General features: G+C 38.1%; 17 protein-coding genes. 6 read left to right on the top strand and 11 right to left on the bottom strand.

What is annotated here, in order from left to right; all coding sequences use genetic code 11:
- Nucleotides 1-7 precede the first annotated feature (7 nt).
- The 7 genes from rpsF to ACWIWK_RS05940 all read right to left on the bottom strand — a co-directional run bounded on the left by rpsF (nucleotide 8) and on the right by ACWIWK_RS05940 (nucleotide 6,678).
- On the bottom strand, nucleotides 8-448 hold the full coding sequence (rpsF, locus tag ACWIWK_RS05910; RefSeq protein ID WP_454151707.1) for a 30S ribosomal protein S6: 441 nt from the start codon (nucleotides 446-448) through the stop codon (nucleotides 8-10).
- A gap of 97 nt (nucleotides 449-545) precedes the next feature.
- Nucleotides 546-1,586, bottom strand: coding sequence for a DNA polymerase III subunit delta (holA, locus tag ACWIWK_RS05915; protein ID WP_454151709.1), 1,041 nt, complete (start codon nucleotides 1,584-1,586; stop codon nucleotides 546-548).
- Nucleotides 1,579-3,867 (bottom strand): RNB domain-containing ribonuclease, encoded by a 2,289-nt coding sequence (locus ACWIWK_RS05920; RefSeq protein WP_454151711.1) that lies wholly within the window; start codon nucleotides 3,865-3,867, stop codon nucleotides 1,579-1,581. Before ACWIWK_RS05920 ends, holA begins: the two co-directional genes overlap by 8 nt.
- Before the next feature lie 21 nt (nucleotides 3,868-3,888).
- Entirely contained in the window at nucleotides 3,889-4,587 is a 699-nt protein-coding gene (locus ACWIWK_RS05925; RefSeq protein WP_454151713.1) for a metallophosphoesterase, read from the bottom strand.
- A 165-nt stretch (nucleotides 4,588-4,752) separates the two neighbouring features.
- Nucleotides 4,753-5,139: a VapD family protein gene (gene vapD / locus ACWIWK_RS05930; protein WP_454151715.1), complete on the bottom strand. Its 387-nt coding sequence runs from the start codon at nucleotides 5,137-5,139 to the stop codon at nucleotides 4,753-4,755.
- On the bottom strand, nucleotides 5,130-5,465 hold the full coding sequence (locus ACWIWK_RS05935) for a hypothetical protein (protein WP_454151716.1): 336 nt from the start codon (nucleotides 5,463-5,465) through the stop codon (nucleotides 5,130-5,132). Before ACWIWK_RS05935 ends, vapD begins: the two co-directional genes overlap by 10 nt.
- A 199-nt stretch (nucleotides 5,466-5,664) precedes the next feature.
- Nucleotides 5,665-6,678, bottom strand: a complete 1,014-nt coding sequence (locus tag ACWIWK_RS05940) for an ABC transporter permease (protein ID WP_454151718.1) — start codon at nucleotides 6,676-6,678, stop codon at nucleotides 5,665-5,667.
- 125 nt (nucleotides 6,679-6,803) lie between these two features.
- Here ACWIWK_RS05940 and zupT point away from each other — a divergent pair, with 125 nt between their 5' ends.
- A complete protein-coding gene (gene zupT, locus ACWIWK_RS05945; protein WP_454151720.1) occupies nucleotides 6,804-7,652 on the top strand; it encodes a zinc transporter ZupT in 849 nt (282 codons plus the stop codon).
- A 12-nt stretch (nucleotides 7,653-7,664) separates the two neighbouring features.
- Here the strand turns inward: zupT and ACWIWK_RS05950 are convergent, their stop codons facing one another.
- Genes ACWIWK_RS05950 through ACWIWK_RS05965 form a run of 4 tightly spaced genes read right to left on the bottom strand, consistent with a single transcriptional unit; the run spans nucleotide 7,665 to nucleotide 10,381 of the window.
- A complete protein-coding gene (locus ACWIWK_RS05950; RefSeq protein WP_454151722.1) occupies nucleotides 7,665-8,159 on the bottom strand; it encodes a hypothetical protein in 495 nt (164 codons plus the stop codon).
- Nucleotides 8,123-8,590: a hypothetical protein gene (locus tag ACWIWK_RS05955; protein WP_454151724.1), complete on the bottom strand. Its 468-nt coding sequence runs from the start codon at nucleotides 8,588-8,590 to the stop codon at nucleotides 8,123-8,125. Before ACWIWK_RS05955 ends, ACWIWK_RS05950 begins: the two co-directional genes overlap by 37 nt.
- Before the next feature lie 18 nt (nucleotides 8,591-8,608).
- Complete coding sequence (locus tag ACWIWK_RS05960; protein WP_454151726.1) at nucleotides 8,609-9,523, bottom strand: tetraacyldisaccharide 4'-kinase; 915 nt, start codon at nucleotides 9,521-9,523, stop codon at nucleotides 8,609-8,611.
- Between the two features lie 3 nt (nucleotides 9,524-9,526).
- Nucleotides 9,527-10,381 (bottom strand): NAD+ synthase, encoded by an 855-nt coding sequence (locus ACWIWK_RS05965; RefSeq protein ID WP_454151727.1) that lies wholly within the window; start codon nucleotides 10,379-10,381, stop codon nucleotides 9,527-9,529.
- Nucleotides 10,382-10,600: 219 nt separating this feature from the next.
- Here ACWIWK_RS05965 and ACWIWK_RS05970 point away from each other — a divergent pair, with 219 nt between their 5' ends.
- The 5 genes from ACWIWK_RS05970 to ACWIWK_RS05990 all read left to right on the top strand — a co-directional run bounded on the left by ACWIWK_RS05970 (nucleotide 10,601) and on the right by ACWIWK_RS05990 (nucleotide 14,352).
- Complete coding sequence (locus ACWIWK_RS05970; protein ID WP_454151729.1) at nucleotides 10,601-11,107, top strand: Rieske 2Fe-2S domain-containing protein; 507 nt, start codon at nucleotides 10,601-10,603, stop codon at nucleotides 11,105-11,107.
- A 19-nt stretch (nucleotides 11,108-11,126) separates the two neighbouring features.
- Complete coding sequence (locus tag ACWIWK_RS05975; protein ID WP_454151731.1) at nucleotides 11,127-12,362, top strand: cytochrome b; 1,236 nt, start codon at nucleotides 11,127-11,129, stop codon at nucleotides 12,360-12,362.
- Nucleotides 12,359-13,465, top strand: a complete 1,107-nt coding sequence (locus ACWIWK_RS05980) for a c-type cytochrome (protein WP_454151733.1) — start codon at nucleotides 12,359-12,361, stop codon at nucleotides 13,463-13,465. Before ACWIWK_RS05975 ends, ACWIWK_RS05980 begins: the two co-directional genes overlap by 4 nt.
- 91 nt (nucleotides 13,466-13,556) lie before the next feature.
- Nucleotides 13,557-14,003 (top strand): sugar 3,4-ketoisomerase, encoded by a 447-nt coding sequence (locus tag ACWIWK_RS05985; protein ID WP_454151735.1) that lies wholly within the window; start codon nucleotides 13,557-13,559, stop codon nucleotides 14,001-14,003.
- Nucleotides 13,981-14,352: a sugar 3,4-ketoisomerase gene (locus ACWIWK_RS05990; protein ID WP_454151737.1), complete on the top strand. Its 372-nt coding sequence runs from the start codon at nucleotides 13,981-13,983 to the stop codon at nucleotides 14,350-14,352. Before ACWIWK_RS05985 ends, ACWIWK_RS05990 begins: the two co-directional genes overlap by 23 nt.
- Nucleotides 14,353-14,389: the final 37 nt, after the last annotated feature.

Below are 14,389 nucleotides of genomic sequence, written 5' to 3' on the forward strand. Positions count from 1 at the left end.
CACAACCTTAAGATTCTGTAGATTCTTGCTTTGTTTCCACAGATTCTTGTTCTTTGGGAGAATCCTCAGGCACACTCACACGCTCTTTTGGCTTCCTCTTTGGTGCTTCCACTTTGCCATTTGCCCTATCTACAAGTGTTTGCCACGCTTTTTGTTCTTTTTTGCTCTCATATTTCACAATGAGGAATCGCAAAATATCCTCGTTGATTCTGTAATTACGCTCTAATTCGGCAATAAGGCTTGGGTTAGATTGAAAATAAATGACAAAATAATATCCGCGCTGATTTTTCTTAATCTCATAGGCAAGATTACGCATACCCATATCTAAGCAGGTTTCAATCACCCCTTCATTTTTAGTGATAATGTCCTTAAAGAAATCAATTTTTGCTTTGATTTCTTCCTCTTGTAGTGTCGGTTTTACGATAAACATCGTTTCGTAGTGTTTCATTGTGTCTCCTTTTGGTTATCGCCCTTTCTTTGAAACTACCTATCTTTCGATATTTGTAGTGATTTTACAAAAAAGAGCAAGGTTTAAAGTGCTAATTCTACCCAATCATTGCTTGAATTTTCATTAAAATCGTTGCAGAATTTTTACTTTTTCCACTTTTTGCCTCCAAATCCCACGAATTAAGCAAATCAAAAATTTCAACATAATCGCGCTCTTTTAATTTCATACAATATCGACTTTGTCGCTCAATAATAGCCTTAGGAGGATTAAAGCCTAAAATTTCTCCCGCATCTGGCGCACCTTTGGTCTTAATGTAGGCAAAAAATAAGAAAAGTTGATAAAAAAATCTCTGCACATCTCTAGCTAGTGCGACTTCATTCACGCCTTCTTCATAAAGCGTTTGGAGAATCTTCACAATAGGCTTTTTTTCCATAATGGCACAATTCAATTCTTCTGTGTTAAAGCTTGCCACTCCTTCGCATAAAAATCGCACCGATTGAGTATCGATAATTTTTGTTGGTTGAGCCTGTGATTTTGAATCTGCGCTTGGAGATTTTACGCCTATGCCAAATTTTTCAATCTCTTTGCAAGCAATGGCAAGATTGTTGTTTTGTAATTCTAAAATATAGCGCAAGTCTTGGCTATGAATCTCGATGCCAATCTCCTTGCATCGCGCCCTTAAAAATTCTAATCCTTCTTGTATGCTAGGCTCAAAAAACCGCACTTCAGCGACTTGCATATTTGGATTTTTAAAACTTTGAGCAAAGGCACGACAATCTTGCATATATTGCGCATCTGTTTTTGAGCTAGCGATGTAAAATTCAATGATAAGTCCGTTATTTGGGTGTTTAACAAGCGCGTTTAAAAACTTTTCACAAGTTTTTTTATCAAACTTTTTATCAAGTTTTAATACAATGAAAGTGTCTCCACCAAAAAGAGAATCTTGAGTAAGCATTGAGAGAATGCTATCTGGCTCGCATTCATCGTAATAAAAAGTAGTTATTTCTTGACCTTGTGCTAAAAGCGTGGAAATCTTCTTGCCATAATGGTGTATCAAAAACTCACTTGCACCATAAAGTAAATATGCACGCGGTGGATTTGGTTTAAGCAAAAGAGAATCAAGCTCTTTTTTATACATTGTTTCCTCTTTTTATCTTAGTTTTGGCACGCTTGCTGGTGCGAGCTGATTTTGCATTATATCGTTTTTGAGTTATTTTTTGTGGGTGTGTTTGTTTTTCTTGTTTTGGCAATCCCTCACTCTCACAGGCAATGACTTCGCCAAAAATTTCACGCGTTAAAATATTTGCCCCTATAATGCGTAAATACACAATACTTAGTTTCCCAAAACTTGCAGATTCTACTATAATCCTCGCCTCAGGAATACAATCTAGTGCCACACACACCATAGGAGAGCTATCATCGATAACCACTGCCCTGCAAGTGAGTTTTGGTGCATTTTTGGCGCAAAAACGCGCAAATTTCAAATCCAAAAAATCAAACCACAAACGCATATATTCACGCTCTTTTATGTTGAGCTCACGCGCTATTGCTTCGAGGTTTTGGCTCAAAAATCCCACTTCATTGCTTTTATGTAAATGTGCCTTTAAGATTCTATGCACGCAAAGGTCGCTATATCGGCGAATAGGCGAAGTAAAATGTGTATAACACGCAAACCCAAGTCCAAAGTGAGAATCTGCGATATGACTATAAATAGCTTTGCATTGGGCTTTAATTATAATCCAATCTATAATTTGCTCTAATCCTAGCATTTTTGCTTGGTTTTGAATCTGTGTAATTTGTGCGTGTAAAGAATGTAATGATTGTTTTTTGTCTTTTTTAACAAGATGAGAATCATTGCCCTGTTTGCGTGCATTATCAAAATTTTTTGCATACACGAATAATTCTGCAATTTTTTGAGGCTTTGGGGCTTCGTGGATTCTATACATTGCACTTTTTTTAGAGATTGTAGTGAGTAAATTTGCAGAAGCGACATTTGCTAGAAGCATTGATTCTTCAATAATGCTATGAGAAAGTGCGAGGGCTTGCTTTTGTGAATCTAAGAGTGCCTTTGGAGCGAATGAAGCAACCTCTCCATTGCCTTTAAGCCTAATGTGTGCTTGCAATCCCTCAAATTCATAGCCATTTTTTAGTCTTTTTGTGCGAAGTTTTTTTACTTGTGTCATATAGCTTTTGAGCCATAATAGCTCTTTGTTGAATTTATGAGATTCTATAAAGTTTGCCACTTGCTCATAAGTAAAATGCTCCCTTACTTTTATAATTCCCTCTTTAAGAGAGCAATCAAGCATTTGCCCATTGTTAATGTGGATTTCCCACACTAATGCCAAACGCTTTAATCCAGCCTGCAATGAGCAAAGTCCGCTTGAAAGAGCAAAAGGGAGCATTGGGACAACACAATCTGGGAAATACACACTAAAGCACCGCTGTTGTGCGTCTTTATCAAGTGGAGTGTTGTGCGCTACATATTCCCCCACATCGGCGATAGCGACATAGAGTTTTTTTGTCTTTGTATCATAATAAATCGCATCATCGTGGTCTTTTGCATCTTTGGGGTCAATGACGCAAAATGGAATATGCGTATAATCCTCTCTATGCGGATAAAGCTCTGAATCAATAACGAACTTCCCTCCTCTTTTAAAGGATTTTTCAATATTTTGTGTGTATTCAACGCATTTGTGGCTAAATTCTTGTTCCACAGCATATTCTTTTAACACAATATCTTTATCAATCACCTCATTATCAAACACTCCTAGCACCTCAATAATCTCGCAAGTTTGCATATTTACTTGAAGCACGGCTTGCTTTGGTAATGTTCGCAGAGATTTTTGCGTTGCCTTAAGGGAGAGAATCTTCCTCTCACGCAAGGCAAACCCCACAATCGTATTTTTATGCTCTATGGCGACACATACGCTTAGTGGCACTTTTGGCACAAGTGTGGCGATAAACTCCGCTACAAGTTTATTTATCATCACTCCAGCACGCTTACCTTGCTTGATATAGCGGATTTTAGCGATGAGTATATCACCTTTATTGGCATTTGGCGGGAAATCTTTTAACATAAAGTCTTTTTGTAATGTTTTAGAATCTAGTGAGATTCCAATATTTGTAGGTGTATAAAATGGCGATAAAAATGCCTTTTTTGGGGAATCTTTACTTTGAGTTTTTGAAGTATTTTTAGAATGTTTTGTAACAATATCAAGTCTTCCTACAAGCAAATGTGGCTTTAAACGCAAGGTATTATTTTCGCACTCAAGCGCGTCTATGGCGAGCAGATTCTCTATTATAGTGTGCGGGGGTGTAGATTTTTTTATGCTTTTTGCATTTATGCCCTTTGTGTAGAGCTCATAAAATAAGAGGTGGTATGGAAAATCTTTGTTATTGTGTATTTGAGGCGACTTCATTAGAGTCCTGCATTACCACTCTTACGCAAAAACACTTTGTTTGTGGGCAAATTTTTTGCGATAGTTTTGTAAAATTTCTCCTAGTGTGCGCGGGATAAAGGCGAGATTCTCACAGCTTACATTGATACAAAAGTCATTTCCACTTGGTTTTGAGTGTAAATGTCCGTGTATATTCAGCGAACATTGCGAAAGTTTAAACGCTTCATCAAGCACATCTCGCGCCGCTACAAATCTATCGCGCGCCTTGCGATTAAACACAGGAAAATGTGAAAACATAATCCGCTCACCATCAAAATCACACACAATGGCATTGAGATAAATATTTTTGAGACACATTTCGCCAAATTTTTTCTTTAATGTTCTTTTGATAAACTCACGCTCTGGGATTTGAAGTTTGAGTTTTTTGCACACCCTCCAATCGCTTTGTTTTTTGACATATTCAAACTTTCCAATATCGTTATTGCCTACGATAAGTGTTTTTTGCCCGTTGAGACGCTTGAGGCACTTTATCCCATCGCCAAAATACAAATCACCCAAATGCCACACTTCGTCTTTTTTGCCAATGCTCTGATTCCATAACATAATGCTAAATTCATCAAAATCTCTAAATCCGTGCGAAAGCGCACTATTTAAGCGGATTGGTTCTTTCACTAAGGCTGCGAAATGCCCAAAATGGGAATCTGAAATAAGAAAGGTTTTATCGTGTATGTGGTAATTCAATCTCTGCCTTTAATCGTTATTCTTTTGTCATTATAGCATTGTGGTTGCAATATTTGACAATCCTCAATAAAAATTCGTGCATTCATATCGCTTGTGAAATGCAAAACTTTAGCGCACTCCTTTTGTTGTGCTTCTTGTCTTTGTGTTGAAATAATGAGTAAGTTATTATCGTCTGTGTGGTTTGCGTGTAGTGGTTATTTCGTTGAGTTTGTTTTGTTTTTCTTGTTTTAAGGCAATATCTGCAATTTGGTCTTTTACGCTGATTCTATCTGGTGCATTTGAAATATCAAATTCTTGCATACATTTCCGCAACCAAGTAAATTTTTTGGCTAATTCTTCAATGATTCTATATATTTGATATTCACTTAAGGGTTCTTTTGATATATAGCCTGAATATTGCCTATGCTCAAATCCTTTATCCTCAAAGAATTTTTTAATCAATATGTAGGGCTCTCGTGTGCTATCGGGGAATATTTCTCTTAATTGTTTGGTGTCTAAATCAAAATTTATGCACTTAATGTGTTTTTCATCTGTATTATTATCTAATCCCATATACCATCTCCATTTTCTTTTGCTGATTTTATCACATTTGTAGATACAATGCCATCTTTTAACCAATACCATTCTTTGACATTGCGCGTGATTGCTTCATTGTGTATAGCATTGTTTATTGTAAAAATTGCAATATGCGCCATATCGCTTTCACTTTTTTGGGCTACATAGGTGTATTTATCGCGTTTGTGGAGTTTTGCCTCTTTTGCTATCTCATCTAAATACGCATATAAATCCTCTAACTTATACTTGCCCTCACGCAAGATTTTTTCCTCATCTAGCACGATTCTCACACTTTTTTCGCTTCTTGTTTCATTTGCTGACATTGTTTATCCTTTTTTTTTGCAAGTTTTGCAAACATAGCACAATCGCCTTGTTTGTTTAAGGCGATTATAGCACACTCATTGCCTTTTAGCAGATAAGATGCCCTCTTTTATTGTTTTTAGGTATATTTATTTTTTAATGTTTGCTATGTCTGTTTCGCTGCGTGCTTGAGAAATGTAATTCTCTCCTTTATAAGCAGAATTAGCGCGCTTTACTATGTGGGTCAAATGCGTCTCTAATGCCCTCCCCTATGAATACAAGGATTGAAAGCAAGATTGAAAGCACAATAAACACACTAATGCCAAGATGAGGGGAAGTGAGATTATTTTTACCCTGCGCGAGAATCTCGCCTAAACTTGCACTTTGCGCAGGCATACCAAAACCTAAAAAATCCAAACTCCCAAGTGTAATTATGCCTGAAGCCATAATAAAAGGGATATAAGTGATTGTGGCGACCATCGCATTTGGTAAAATATGTTTTAGCATAATAGTAAAGTTACTTAGTCCAAGTGCTTTTGCTGCTTTGACATACTCCAAATTGCGCGCCTTTAGAAATTCTGCCCTTACCACGCTCACAAGGCTAATCCACGAAAATGCCAAAATAATGCCTAAAATCCACCAAAAATTTGGCGTAATGAAATTTGAGATAATAATGATGACAAATAAAATAGGCACAGAATTCCAAATTTCAATAAGTCGTTGTCCAATTAAGTCTAGCGCACCACCATAATACCCTTGAAACGCGCCCAAAGCCACACCAATAAGCACACTAAAGGTTGTCAGCAATAATCCAAAAATAATGCTAAGGCGCAATCCGTATAAGATTCTCGCTGCTACATCTCGAGATTTGTCATCTGTGCCAAGTATATGCTTAGAATCTGGCGGAGTAGGCGATGGAGTGCCTAAATCAAAAATGATAGTATCATAACTATAAGGGATAGGAGCAGTGATAATCAACGAATCTTTAAGCAAAACTTCCTGCACATAGGAATCTAAATAATCTGTATAACTTTCAAAATCCCCGCCAAACTCGCTCTCTGCATAATTTACAAAAACAGGAAAATATGCCTTATTATTGTGATAAATGAAAAGAGGCTTTTCGTTTGCGATAAATGGTGCAAGCAAACTCACCACAAACAATACCACAAAAAGTATAAGCGAAATGTATGCGCGCTTATTGGAGGTAAATATATGCCATTTATGTGCAAAGTCCATTATTTTAACCGCCCTCAATCAATACAATGTCATTGTAATTTTTTGTAAATTTCGCAATCATTTACTAAACAATAAAAATTATTTATAAAATACACAAAAATAAACAAAAAGAGTGAAATTATACTATGGAAATCACCACAAACCAAATTTTAATTGCTTTTATGCTTGCAGCTTTGGCTGGATTCTCTACTGCTATTGGCGCAGTGATAGCATTTTTTTCAAGGCAAGATAACTTCAAATTCCTCTCTATTGGGCTTGGATTCTCCGCAGGAGTGATGATTTATATTTCTTTTATGGAGATTTTGCCTAAGTCATTTGAGGATTTTAGCAAGGTATATACGGGTGTTTGGGGAGAACTTTTGGGGATATGTTGCTTTTTTGTGGGCATTATCATCTCTGTGTTTGTAGATAAACTAATCCCTGAAAATTTAGATTCTCATTCGCAAGAAGAATATAAGGAGCTAAAATTTTGCAATTTACAAGACAAAGCCTATCATCAAGCCAAACAATCAAACACCGCTATAAAACGAGCGGGAATCTTAACTGCCATAGCCATTGCTATCCATAACTTCCCTGAAGGTTTTGCGACTTTTATTTCTTCGTTGGAGAATCTCTCCTTTGGGATTGCTATTGCCATTGCAGTGGCGATTCATAACATTCCTGAGGGAATGGCTGTCTCACTGCCTATTTATCACGCCACAGGAGATAAGAAAAAGGCATTTATTTACTCCGCGCTCTCTGGTCTCACTGAACCAATTGGTGCGCTTTTTGGGGCATTTATTTTATTGCCTTTTATCGGCGAGCTCACATTAGCGGTTACTTTTGCCATTATTGCTGGCATTATGGTGTATATTTCTTTTGATGAGCTTTTGCCTGCCGCGAGAGTATATGGTGAGGCACACCATTGCTTGTATGGATTGCTTGCTGGTATGGGGATAATGGCAGTAAGCCTCGCTATGCTCAATCACTTGTAGATTCTTTAGATTTTAGAATCTATAAGTCCCATAAATCGCACTTTTGATATTGAGCTCATAGTATGTAAGTGTATAAGAAATCGCGCTTTTAGCAAGCAATGAAAAATGCTTCGTATGAGCGAGATTTACCCCAATTTCTCCTAAAACTCCATTTGTAATCCCATCTCTATCATAAATGATAGAATTATCAGCAAGTAACCCAATCCCATTACCAGAGAGATTGCAATCACTCAAAACGCCCACACTCGCCCACCAATCCCATTGCATAAAGTCCTGCATAAGTTTGATTCCTAAAATAGCGTTTAAGCCATAATCCTTTGGCTCTCCATTTTGGTTTTGTGCGAAAAATATATATTGCTCCACACGCACGAATGGATACAATAAAAGTTCCCCAAAGCCAAAGACATATCCATAATCTACATTAAGTAACGCACTATGCTCGTTAAATTGATTGCGCGCTCCATTTGCTATCAAACTTCTGCCATAGCCAATTTCCACTCCAAGCAAAGATGTCCAAATGAAGTATCACTAAATGAAAAATCAAATGCGCCAAAAAGCCCAATATTGCTCGCCGTTGCGGAAAAAACCTTAGAAGTTACAGAATCTTTTGGATTATATAATGCGGTATCCATTATATTAAGCGCAAAAAGATTGCGATTAGAATCGTTTGTATTGTAGTATTGCAAACTCACGCCTTGAGAGAAAATGCTAAAATCGTGGTTTTTCATATATGAATGCAAATACGCAATGCTTGTGTAATGCAGCCTTGCGCTATCATTAGGATAATCTTGGTGCAGAGATTCTCTTTGTAGGGTTTGTTGGTTTGGGGAAATAGGTTTTTGTAAAAATTCTAGTGCCTCTTGGTGTTGAGATACGAGAATCTGCACGCTACAAAAGACAAGATACAATATACGCTCTATGAAATATCTCTGTTTCATTGACTTTGACCAAATGACTTAATGGGTGTAGCTTGTAATGTATTCACGGATTTGACGCAAGATTTGAGAATCTATACGAAGTTTTAGACGCAAAACACTCAACTCAAACCCCATATCTTGGAGCTTCACTTCGTCTTTAGAAGTTACAAGGAGGCTTGTGGCATTGTGTTTGTCAATTTGTGTGCGTAAAAATCCCTCATCAAATCGACTATGGTCGCTTAAAAAAATTTTTCCAACCACTGCTGGCAAATATTCCTCCAAACGCGATGGATTAGCGATGGCGGTAAGCAGGAGCATTCGTTGCGTTTGATTCTCTACAACGACCTCTCTGTCATAATCCCTACCCTCCAATACAAGCAAATCCGCACTTTTATACAAATATGGCATTTCACGATAAATCCCACTAGGTAGGACAAATGGGAAATATGGAGCAAGTTTTGGTTGTAATAAAATATTAAGTTTTTTGAAAGCAAAACGAAATCCATCATCGAGGAAAATGCACTTCGCGCCGAGATTTTTCGCTTCTTCTATGGCCTTTGTGCGATTTTTACACACAATAACCGTGGCATTTGGCAAACTTTTAGCAATGAGAAATGCTTCATCTCCAGCTTCTACTTGCTTACAAGTAATTTTTCCATTATGAGAAACCACCAAAAGCCCCTTGCTTTTGCGTTTATATCCCCTTGAAATGACTGCCACATTGTCAAATTCGCGCGCCACTTCTATGATAAATGGTGTTTTGCCACTACCACCTACGACAAGATTCCCCACACTCACAATAGGCACACCAAAATCACGCAATCCAAACACCCTACCAAGCACTCTACGCAATGTCGCACTCACACCATAAAATACCGAAACGGGTAAAAGCGCGATACTAAGGCATTTTTGAAAAAAATTCGGTCGATAGAAATATGAATCTACAAAACGCATACCCTACTCCATAGAATTAAAAATTTTTGGCAGATGAGATTTAAACGCATTTCTTAAGATTCTACGCATAAGAGAAACTACAAAAGGTTTTTCAAAGCCCATTTTCTCCAGCTCATCTGCAATCAAAACTAAATCAGTATAATCTTTTTGACTTAATGCGCTAAATTTTACATTATGCTTTTGTAAAAGTGCTTCAAATGCAGATAAAAACGCATCAATTTGCTTATAAGAATATCCTAAATCCGCTTCATCACTTTGATTTTCAAATAAATCCGCGCTTGGTGGTTTATCAATAATTTCTTGTGGGATTCCCAATACTTTGGCCAGCGCAAAAATTTCACTTTTAAAAAGTCCGCCTATTGGGTTTATCGCGTAGGCCAAATCACCAAAAATCGTCCCATATCCTAAAAGAATCTCACTTTTATTGCTCGTGCCAATGACAAGGGAGTGATTTGCAAGTGAAAAGTCATACAAAATCGCCATTCTTATTCTTGCACAAAAATTACCAATGCGCAAATTATCAAGTTCATTGGTATTTATAGAATCTTTAATGGCAAAATTTACCAAAAGGTTTTCTCGCATTTGAGCTTCAAATGACGCAATGGGTATCTCAATGTGCTTCATACCAATGGAAGCAGCAAAATTCTTTGCATCATACAAATTGCGTGGATTAGAAGTAGAAGATGGCATTAAAATGGCAGTGGCATTGTCTTTAAAAACTTCCACACAAAGTTTCGCCACCACAGCGGAATCTATCCCGCCACTAAGCCCCAAAACAACACTATTAAAGCCAGCATTATGCACTTGAGTGTGTAAAAAATCACACATCGTTGCAATATATTTTTCCCAATCACGCATTTTACACCCTTATACACATTCACTCTACATATAAAGTCCCTAACATTAGGGAATCTGTAAGTATAATGTTTCATTTCCGCATTATAGATTCTTAAAATAATGTGTAATATTAGCCATTTTGCATTAAAAATTACAAAAAAAGTGAAAAAATAAAAAACTTTTAAGCAAATTTTTACTATTATCAAGGCTTTAAAGAGAATCCAACAATAAGGAGTAGAAATGTCAGAAGAAGTTGTTGAGAGACGAGATTTTCTCGGTATGGCTTTAGGTGGCGTGGCTGCTGTGGGAGCAGTGGCTTCGCTCTATGCGATGAAAAGGTCTTGGGACCCGTTGCCCAGTGTTGTTTCTGCGGGTTTTACTACGGTGGATTTAAGCACATTACAAGCTGGACATTTAAGTGCGGTTGAATGGCGTGGCAAACCTGTGTATATCCTTAAAAAACAAGACGGCTCACCAAAAGTAGAGGGGAGAGATTTTGAGATAAATGGTGCAATTTACACCGTTGGTATCCAAATTTGCACGCATTTAGGGTGTATACCGGGCTTTAATGAAAAGACACAATCATTCTTGTGTGCGTGCCACGGAGGGAGATTTGACTCTTCAGGTGTGAATATCGCTGGCACGCCTCCACCAAAGCCAATGGAGATTCCTCCATTTAAGCTTGATGGGCTAAAAATGGTTTTAGGTGAGGAGGGCGAAGAGTATAAAGCCCTCAAACAAGCATAGATTCTAAAAGGAGCGAATAATGGAAGTAAGAAAAGCAGATGGAATTATTGATTGGTTAGACCAACGAACGAATCTCAAAAAAGTCATCGAAGTATTGATGACAAAATACTGGATTCCCAAAAAGATTAACTTTTTGTGGGCTATGGGCGTAGTGCTTTTGACACTTTTCACGCTATTGGTGGTTAGCGGGCTGTTTTTGCTGATGTATTATAAGCCTGATGTGAAACTTGCCTTTGATAGTGTAAATGACACAATTATGCGTGAAGTGGCGTTTGGTTGGTTATGGCGTCATATACACGCTGTGGCTGCGAGTATGGTATTTTTAATTATCTATATCCATATGTTTGTGGCTGTGTATTATGGTTCATATAAAAGTGGCAGAGAAATGGTATGGATTGGTGGAATGCTCCTCTTTGTGCTTTTTAGTGCGGAGGCTTTCAGCGGATATATGCTTCCTTGGGGGCAGATGAGCTATTGGGCTGCAGCAGTTATCACTAATTTGCCTGACGCCGTGCCTATGGTTGGTCCTGCGGTTGTAGAATGGGTTCGAGGAAATTTTGTTGTCGCAGATTCTACGCTGACAAGATTTTTTATGCTTCATGTGTGTTTGTTGCCTATTGCCGTGCTAATGGTGATTGCGTTGCACTTCTATACATTGCGCACTCCTCATGTCAATAACGAAGAGGGCGAGGAAATCGACTTCGCAGCAGAAGCAAAAAAATACGAAGAGGGCAACAAGAAAGAATCTAAAGTTGTAAGCTTTTGGCCTGATTTCCTCTCAAAAGATATTTTTGTGGTTAGCGTATTTATGATGTTGTTTTTCTATCTTGTGTGCTATCACTTTGATTTTGCGATGGACCCCATTAACTTCGACCCAGCTGATAACCTAAAAACTCCACCGCATATTTACCCTGAGTGGTATTTCTTATGGAGCTATGAAGTATTGCGTGGATTTTTCTTTAGTGGAGATGTGGGACTTATAGCATTTGGCATTGCGCAAGTGGCATTTTTGTTCCTCCCTTGGCTTGATAGGAATCCAGCTGTCGCTCCAGCGCATAGACGACCTCTCTTTATGGTGTGGTTTTGGGTATTTATTGCAGACCTCATTGTGCTTACTATTTATGGTAAGCTACCGCCAGAGGGCATAAATGTCTATGTTGGATTCGTAGGGGCTATTGGATTTTTAATTTGGTTCTTTATTGCGTTACCTTTGGTTACCATTATGGAGCGCAAAAATAACGGAGGTGCGCAATGAGAGAAATTAAAATTTTAGTTGTTTTGATTGTAGTGGTTGGTGTTTTGTATTGGGGTGTCGAGCCTTTGGCGCACTCTGTATTTCACCCAAAGGCTGCACCTGCAGACTTTGAGTTTAGAGATTTAGCAAGAATCGACCTCTCAAAAGGTAATAAAGAAAGAGGGGAAGAGTTGTTTCAAGGGAATTGCCAAAACTGCCATAATCTTAAAGCAAAGGGCTTTGAATCTGAGCAGAGTGAGATGGCAGGCGTTGTAATGCCTGATTTATCCACAGCTGGAGCAATTTATAATGAAAATTTCTTAGCTGCATTTATCATTAACCCTGCCCAAGCGGTTAAGTTGGAGCATAAAGACTATATGATGCCACCATATTTCGCACAGGGCGAAGATGAGAATCTGGAGCAAGAAGTTGCTGACATCGTGGCATTTTTAAAATCTATCGGTGAAGCTTCACTCAAACAAGCAGTGAATTTCAATGATGAGTTCATCGCAAGAAAAGAAGCGATTGAAAAATCAAACCTTTCAGAATCGCAAAAGAGTGAGGCGATTGAGAATGCTAGAACACATATAACTGATAAAGTCATTTTCCTTGATGCGTGCTCACGATGCCATAGTATCAAATACGATGAGCCAAAAACTGCAGAGCAAATTGCTGCTAACAATCAAAAGAAAGTGGATATAGAGGCTTATCTTGGTGCGAAAGCCCCTGATTTGTCAATGATGATTCGCTCTAAGGGTGAGCATTATTTGGAGTGGTTTATCAACGACCCACAAAAGAAATCTTACAAAGAGATTAAAACTGCTATATTAGATGAAGATGCGAATGCTAACCTCTCTACAAACACAAAGAAATCTGAGTGGCAAGAAGATGAGGACTTTAGCAATCTCGCAAGAGAAATGGGCGTCTTACCTGTGGGACTTTCAATGCCACGCGTGGGATTAAATGAAGAATCGCAAGGTCGCGTGGTGCGCTATTTGGAATCTATCGGAGATTCTAAAAAAGCCGAGCGTGAAAGTCTTGGCGTCTCTATCATTATATTCTTTGGTGTGCTAAGTATCTTTGCATACTTGTGGAAACGCAAGAAGTGGAAAGACTTACACTAACAAAATCTCCACACGCTAATCATACAGCGTGTGGAATTCCTTCTAGATAGGACTAAGTGGTCTCATTTTATTTTTCCTTAGGTTGCTTTTTATGAACTACAAACTGCTAAATTTACAAGTTTTTGGTGATGAGCGGGGCAAACTCATCTCACTTGAATCAAACAAAAATATCCCATTTGAGATAAAGCGCGTGTATTGGATTTATGATACTTTGCCTGACATTGATAGGGGATTTCACGCACACAAGGACTTGGAGCAAGTCATCGTAGCAATGGATGGGGCGTGTGAGTTTGTGCTTGATGATGGGGTTAGCCGAGAGCAAGTGTGGCTAAATCGCCCTGATGTAGGCTTATACATAGGCAAAAATATGTGGCGCGAGATGAAACACTTTTCTTATGGGTGTAAGCTAATGGTTTTAGCAAGTGAATACTACGATGAAAAAGAATACATTAGAGATTATCAGGCATTTTTAGAATCTACAAAAGCGCAAAATGGCTTTAAGATTCTAACCGCAAATGGGGGGGGGGAACTCACTTAAAAGTGGCTTAACTTGCCCTTTTGAAATTAAAAGAATATTTTACATTTTTGGCACAAAAGGCGATATTGTGCGTGGTTGCCACGCTAATAGAGATTCTGAATTTTTTATGTTTTGTCTGCAAGGAAGCTGTCGCGTGAGAGTTGATGATGGCAAAGTAAAAAGCGAAGTGGCACTAGATTCTCCACATACCGCACTTTACCTTGAAAAAATGGTGTGGAAAGAAATGTTTGAGTTTTCAAATGACGCGATTTTGGTAGTGGCGACAAATACTTTGTATGACGAAAACGAGTATGTGAGGGATTATGGGGAATTTTTGAATATAATAAAAATTAAAAATAGTTTTGCATAATAGATTATTGATAGTTCTGGACGGTGTGTGGATATTG

Source organism: Helicobacter sp. 23-1048, from assembly GCF_053654545.1.

Bases quoted from the DNA above. Each gene is read 5' to 3' on its own strand.
- rpsF (WP_454151707.1), bottom strand. From the start codon at position 448: ATGAAACACTACGAAACGATGTTTATCGTAAAACCGACACTACAAGAG.
- holA (WP_454151709.1), bottom strand. From the start codon at position 1,586: ATGTATAAAAAAGAGCTTGATTCTCTTTTGCTTAAACCAAATCCACCG.
- ACWIWK_RS05920 (WP_454151711.1), bottom strand. From the start codon at position 3,867: ATGAAGTCGCCTCAAATACACAATAACAAAGATTTTCCATACCACCTC.
- vapD (WP_454151715.1), bottom strand. From the start codon at position 5,139: ATGGGATTAGATAATAATACAGATGAAAAACACATTAAGTGCATAAAT.
- ACWIWK_RS05935 (WP_454151716.1), bottom strand. From the start codon at position 5,465: ATGTCAGCAAATGAAACAAGAAGCGAAAAAAGTGTGAGAATCGTGCTA.
- ACWIWK_RS05940 (WP_454151718.1), bottom strand. From the start codon at position 6,678: ATGGACTTTGCACATAAATGGCATATATTTACCTCCAATAAGCGCGCA.
- zupT (WP_454151720.1), top strand. From the start codon at position 6,804: ATGGAAATCACCACAAACCAAATTTTAATTGCTTTTATGCTTGCAGCT.
- ACWIWK_RS05955 (WP_454151724.1), bottom strand. From the start codon at position 8,590: ATGAAACAGAGATATTTCATAGAGCGTATATTGTATCTTGTCTTTTGT.
- ACWIWK_RS05960 (WP_454151726.1), bottom strand. From the start codon at position 9,523: ATGCGTTTTGTAGATTCATATTTCTATCGACCGAATTTTTTTCAAAAA.
- ACWIWK_RS05965 (WP_454151727.1), bottom strand. From the start codon at position 10,381: ATGCGTGATTGGGAAAAATATATTGCAACGATGTGTGATTTTTTACAC.
- ACWIWK_RS05970 (WP_454151729.1), top strand. From the start codon at position 10,601: ATGTCAGAAGAAGTTGTTGAGAGACGAGATTTTCTCGGTATGGCTTTA.
- ACWIWK_RS05975 (WP_454151731.1), top strand. From the start codon at position 11,127: ATGGAAGTAAGAAAAGCAGATGGAATTATTGATTGGTTAGACCAACGA.
- ACWIWK_RS05980 (WP_454151733.1), top strand. From the start codon at position 12,359: ATGAGAGAAATTAAAATTTTAGTTGTTTTGATTGTAGTGGTTGGTGTT.
- ACWIWK_RS05985 (WP_454151735.1), top strand. From the start codon at position 13,557: ATGAACTACAAACTGCTAAATTTACAAGTTTTTGGTGATGAGCGGGGC.
- ACWIWK_RS05990 (WP_454151737.1), top strand. From the start codon at position 13,981: ATGGGGGGGGGGAACTCACTTAAAAGTGGCTTAACTTGCCCTTTTGAA.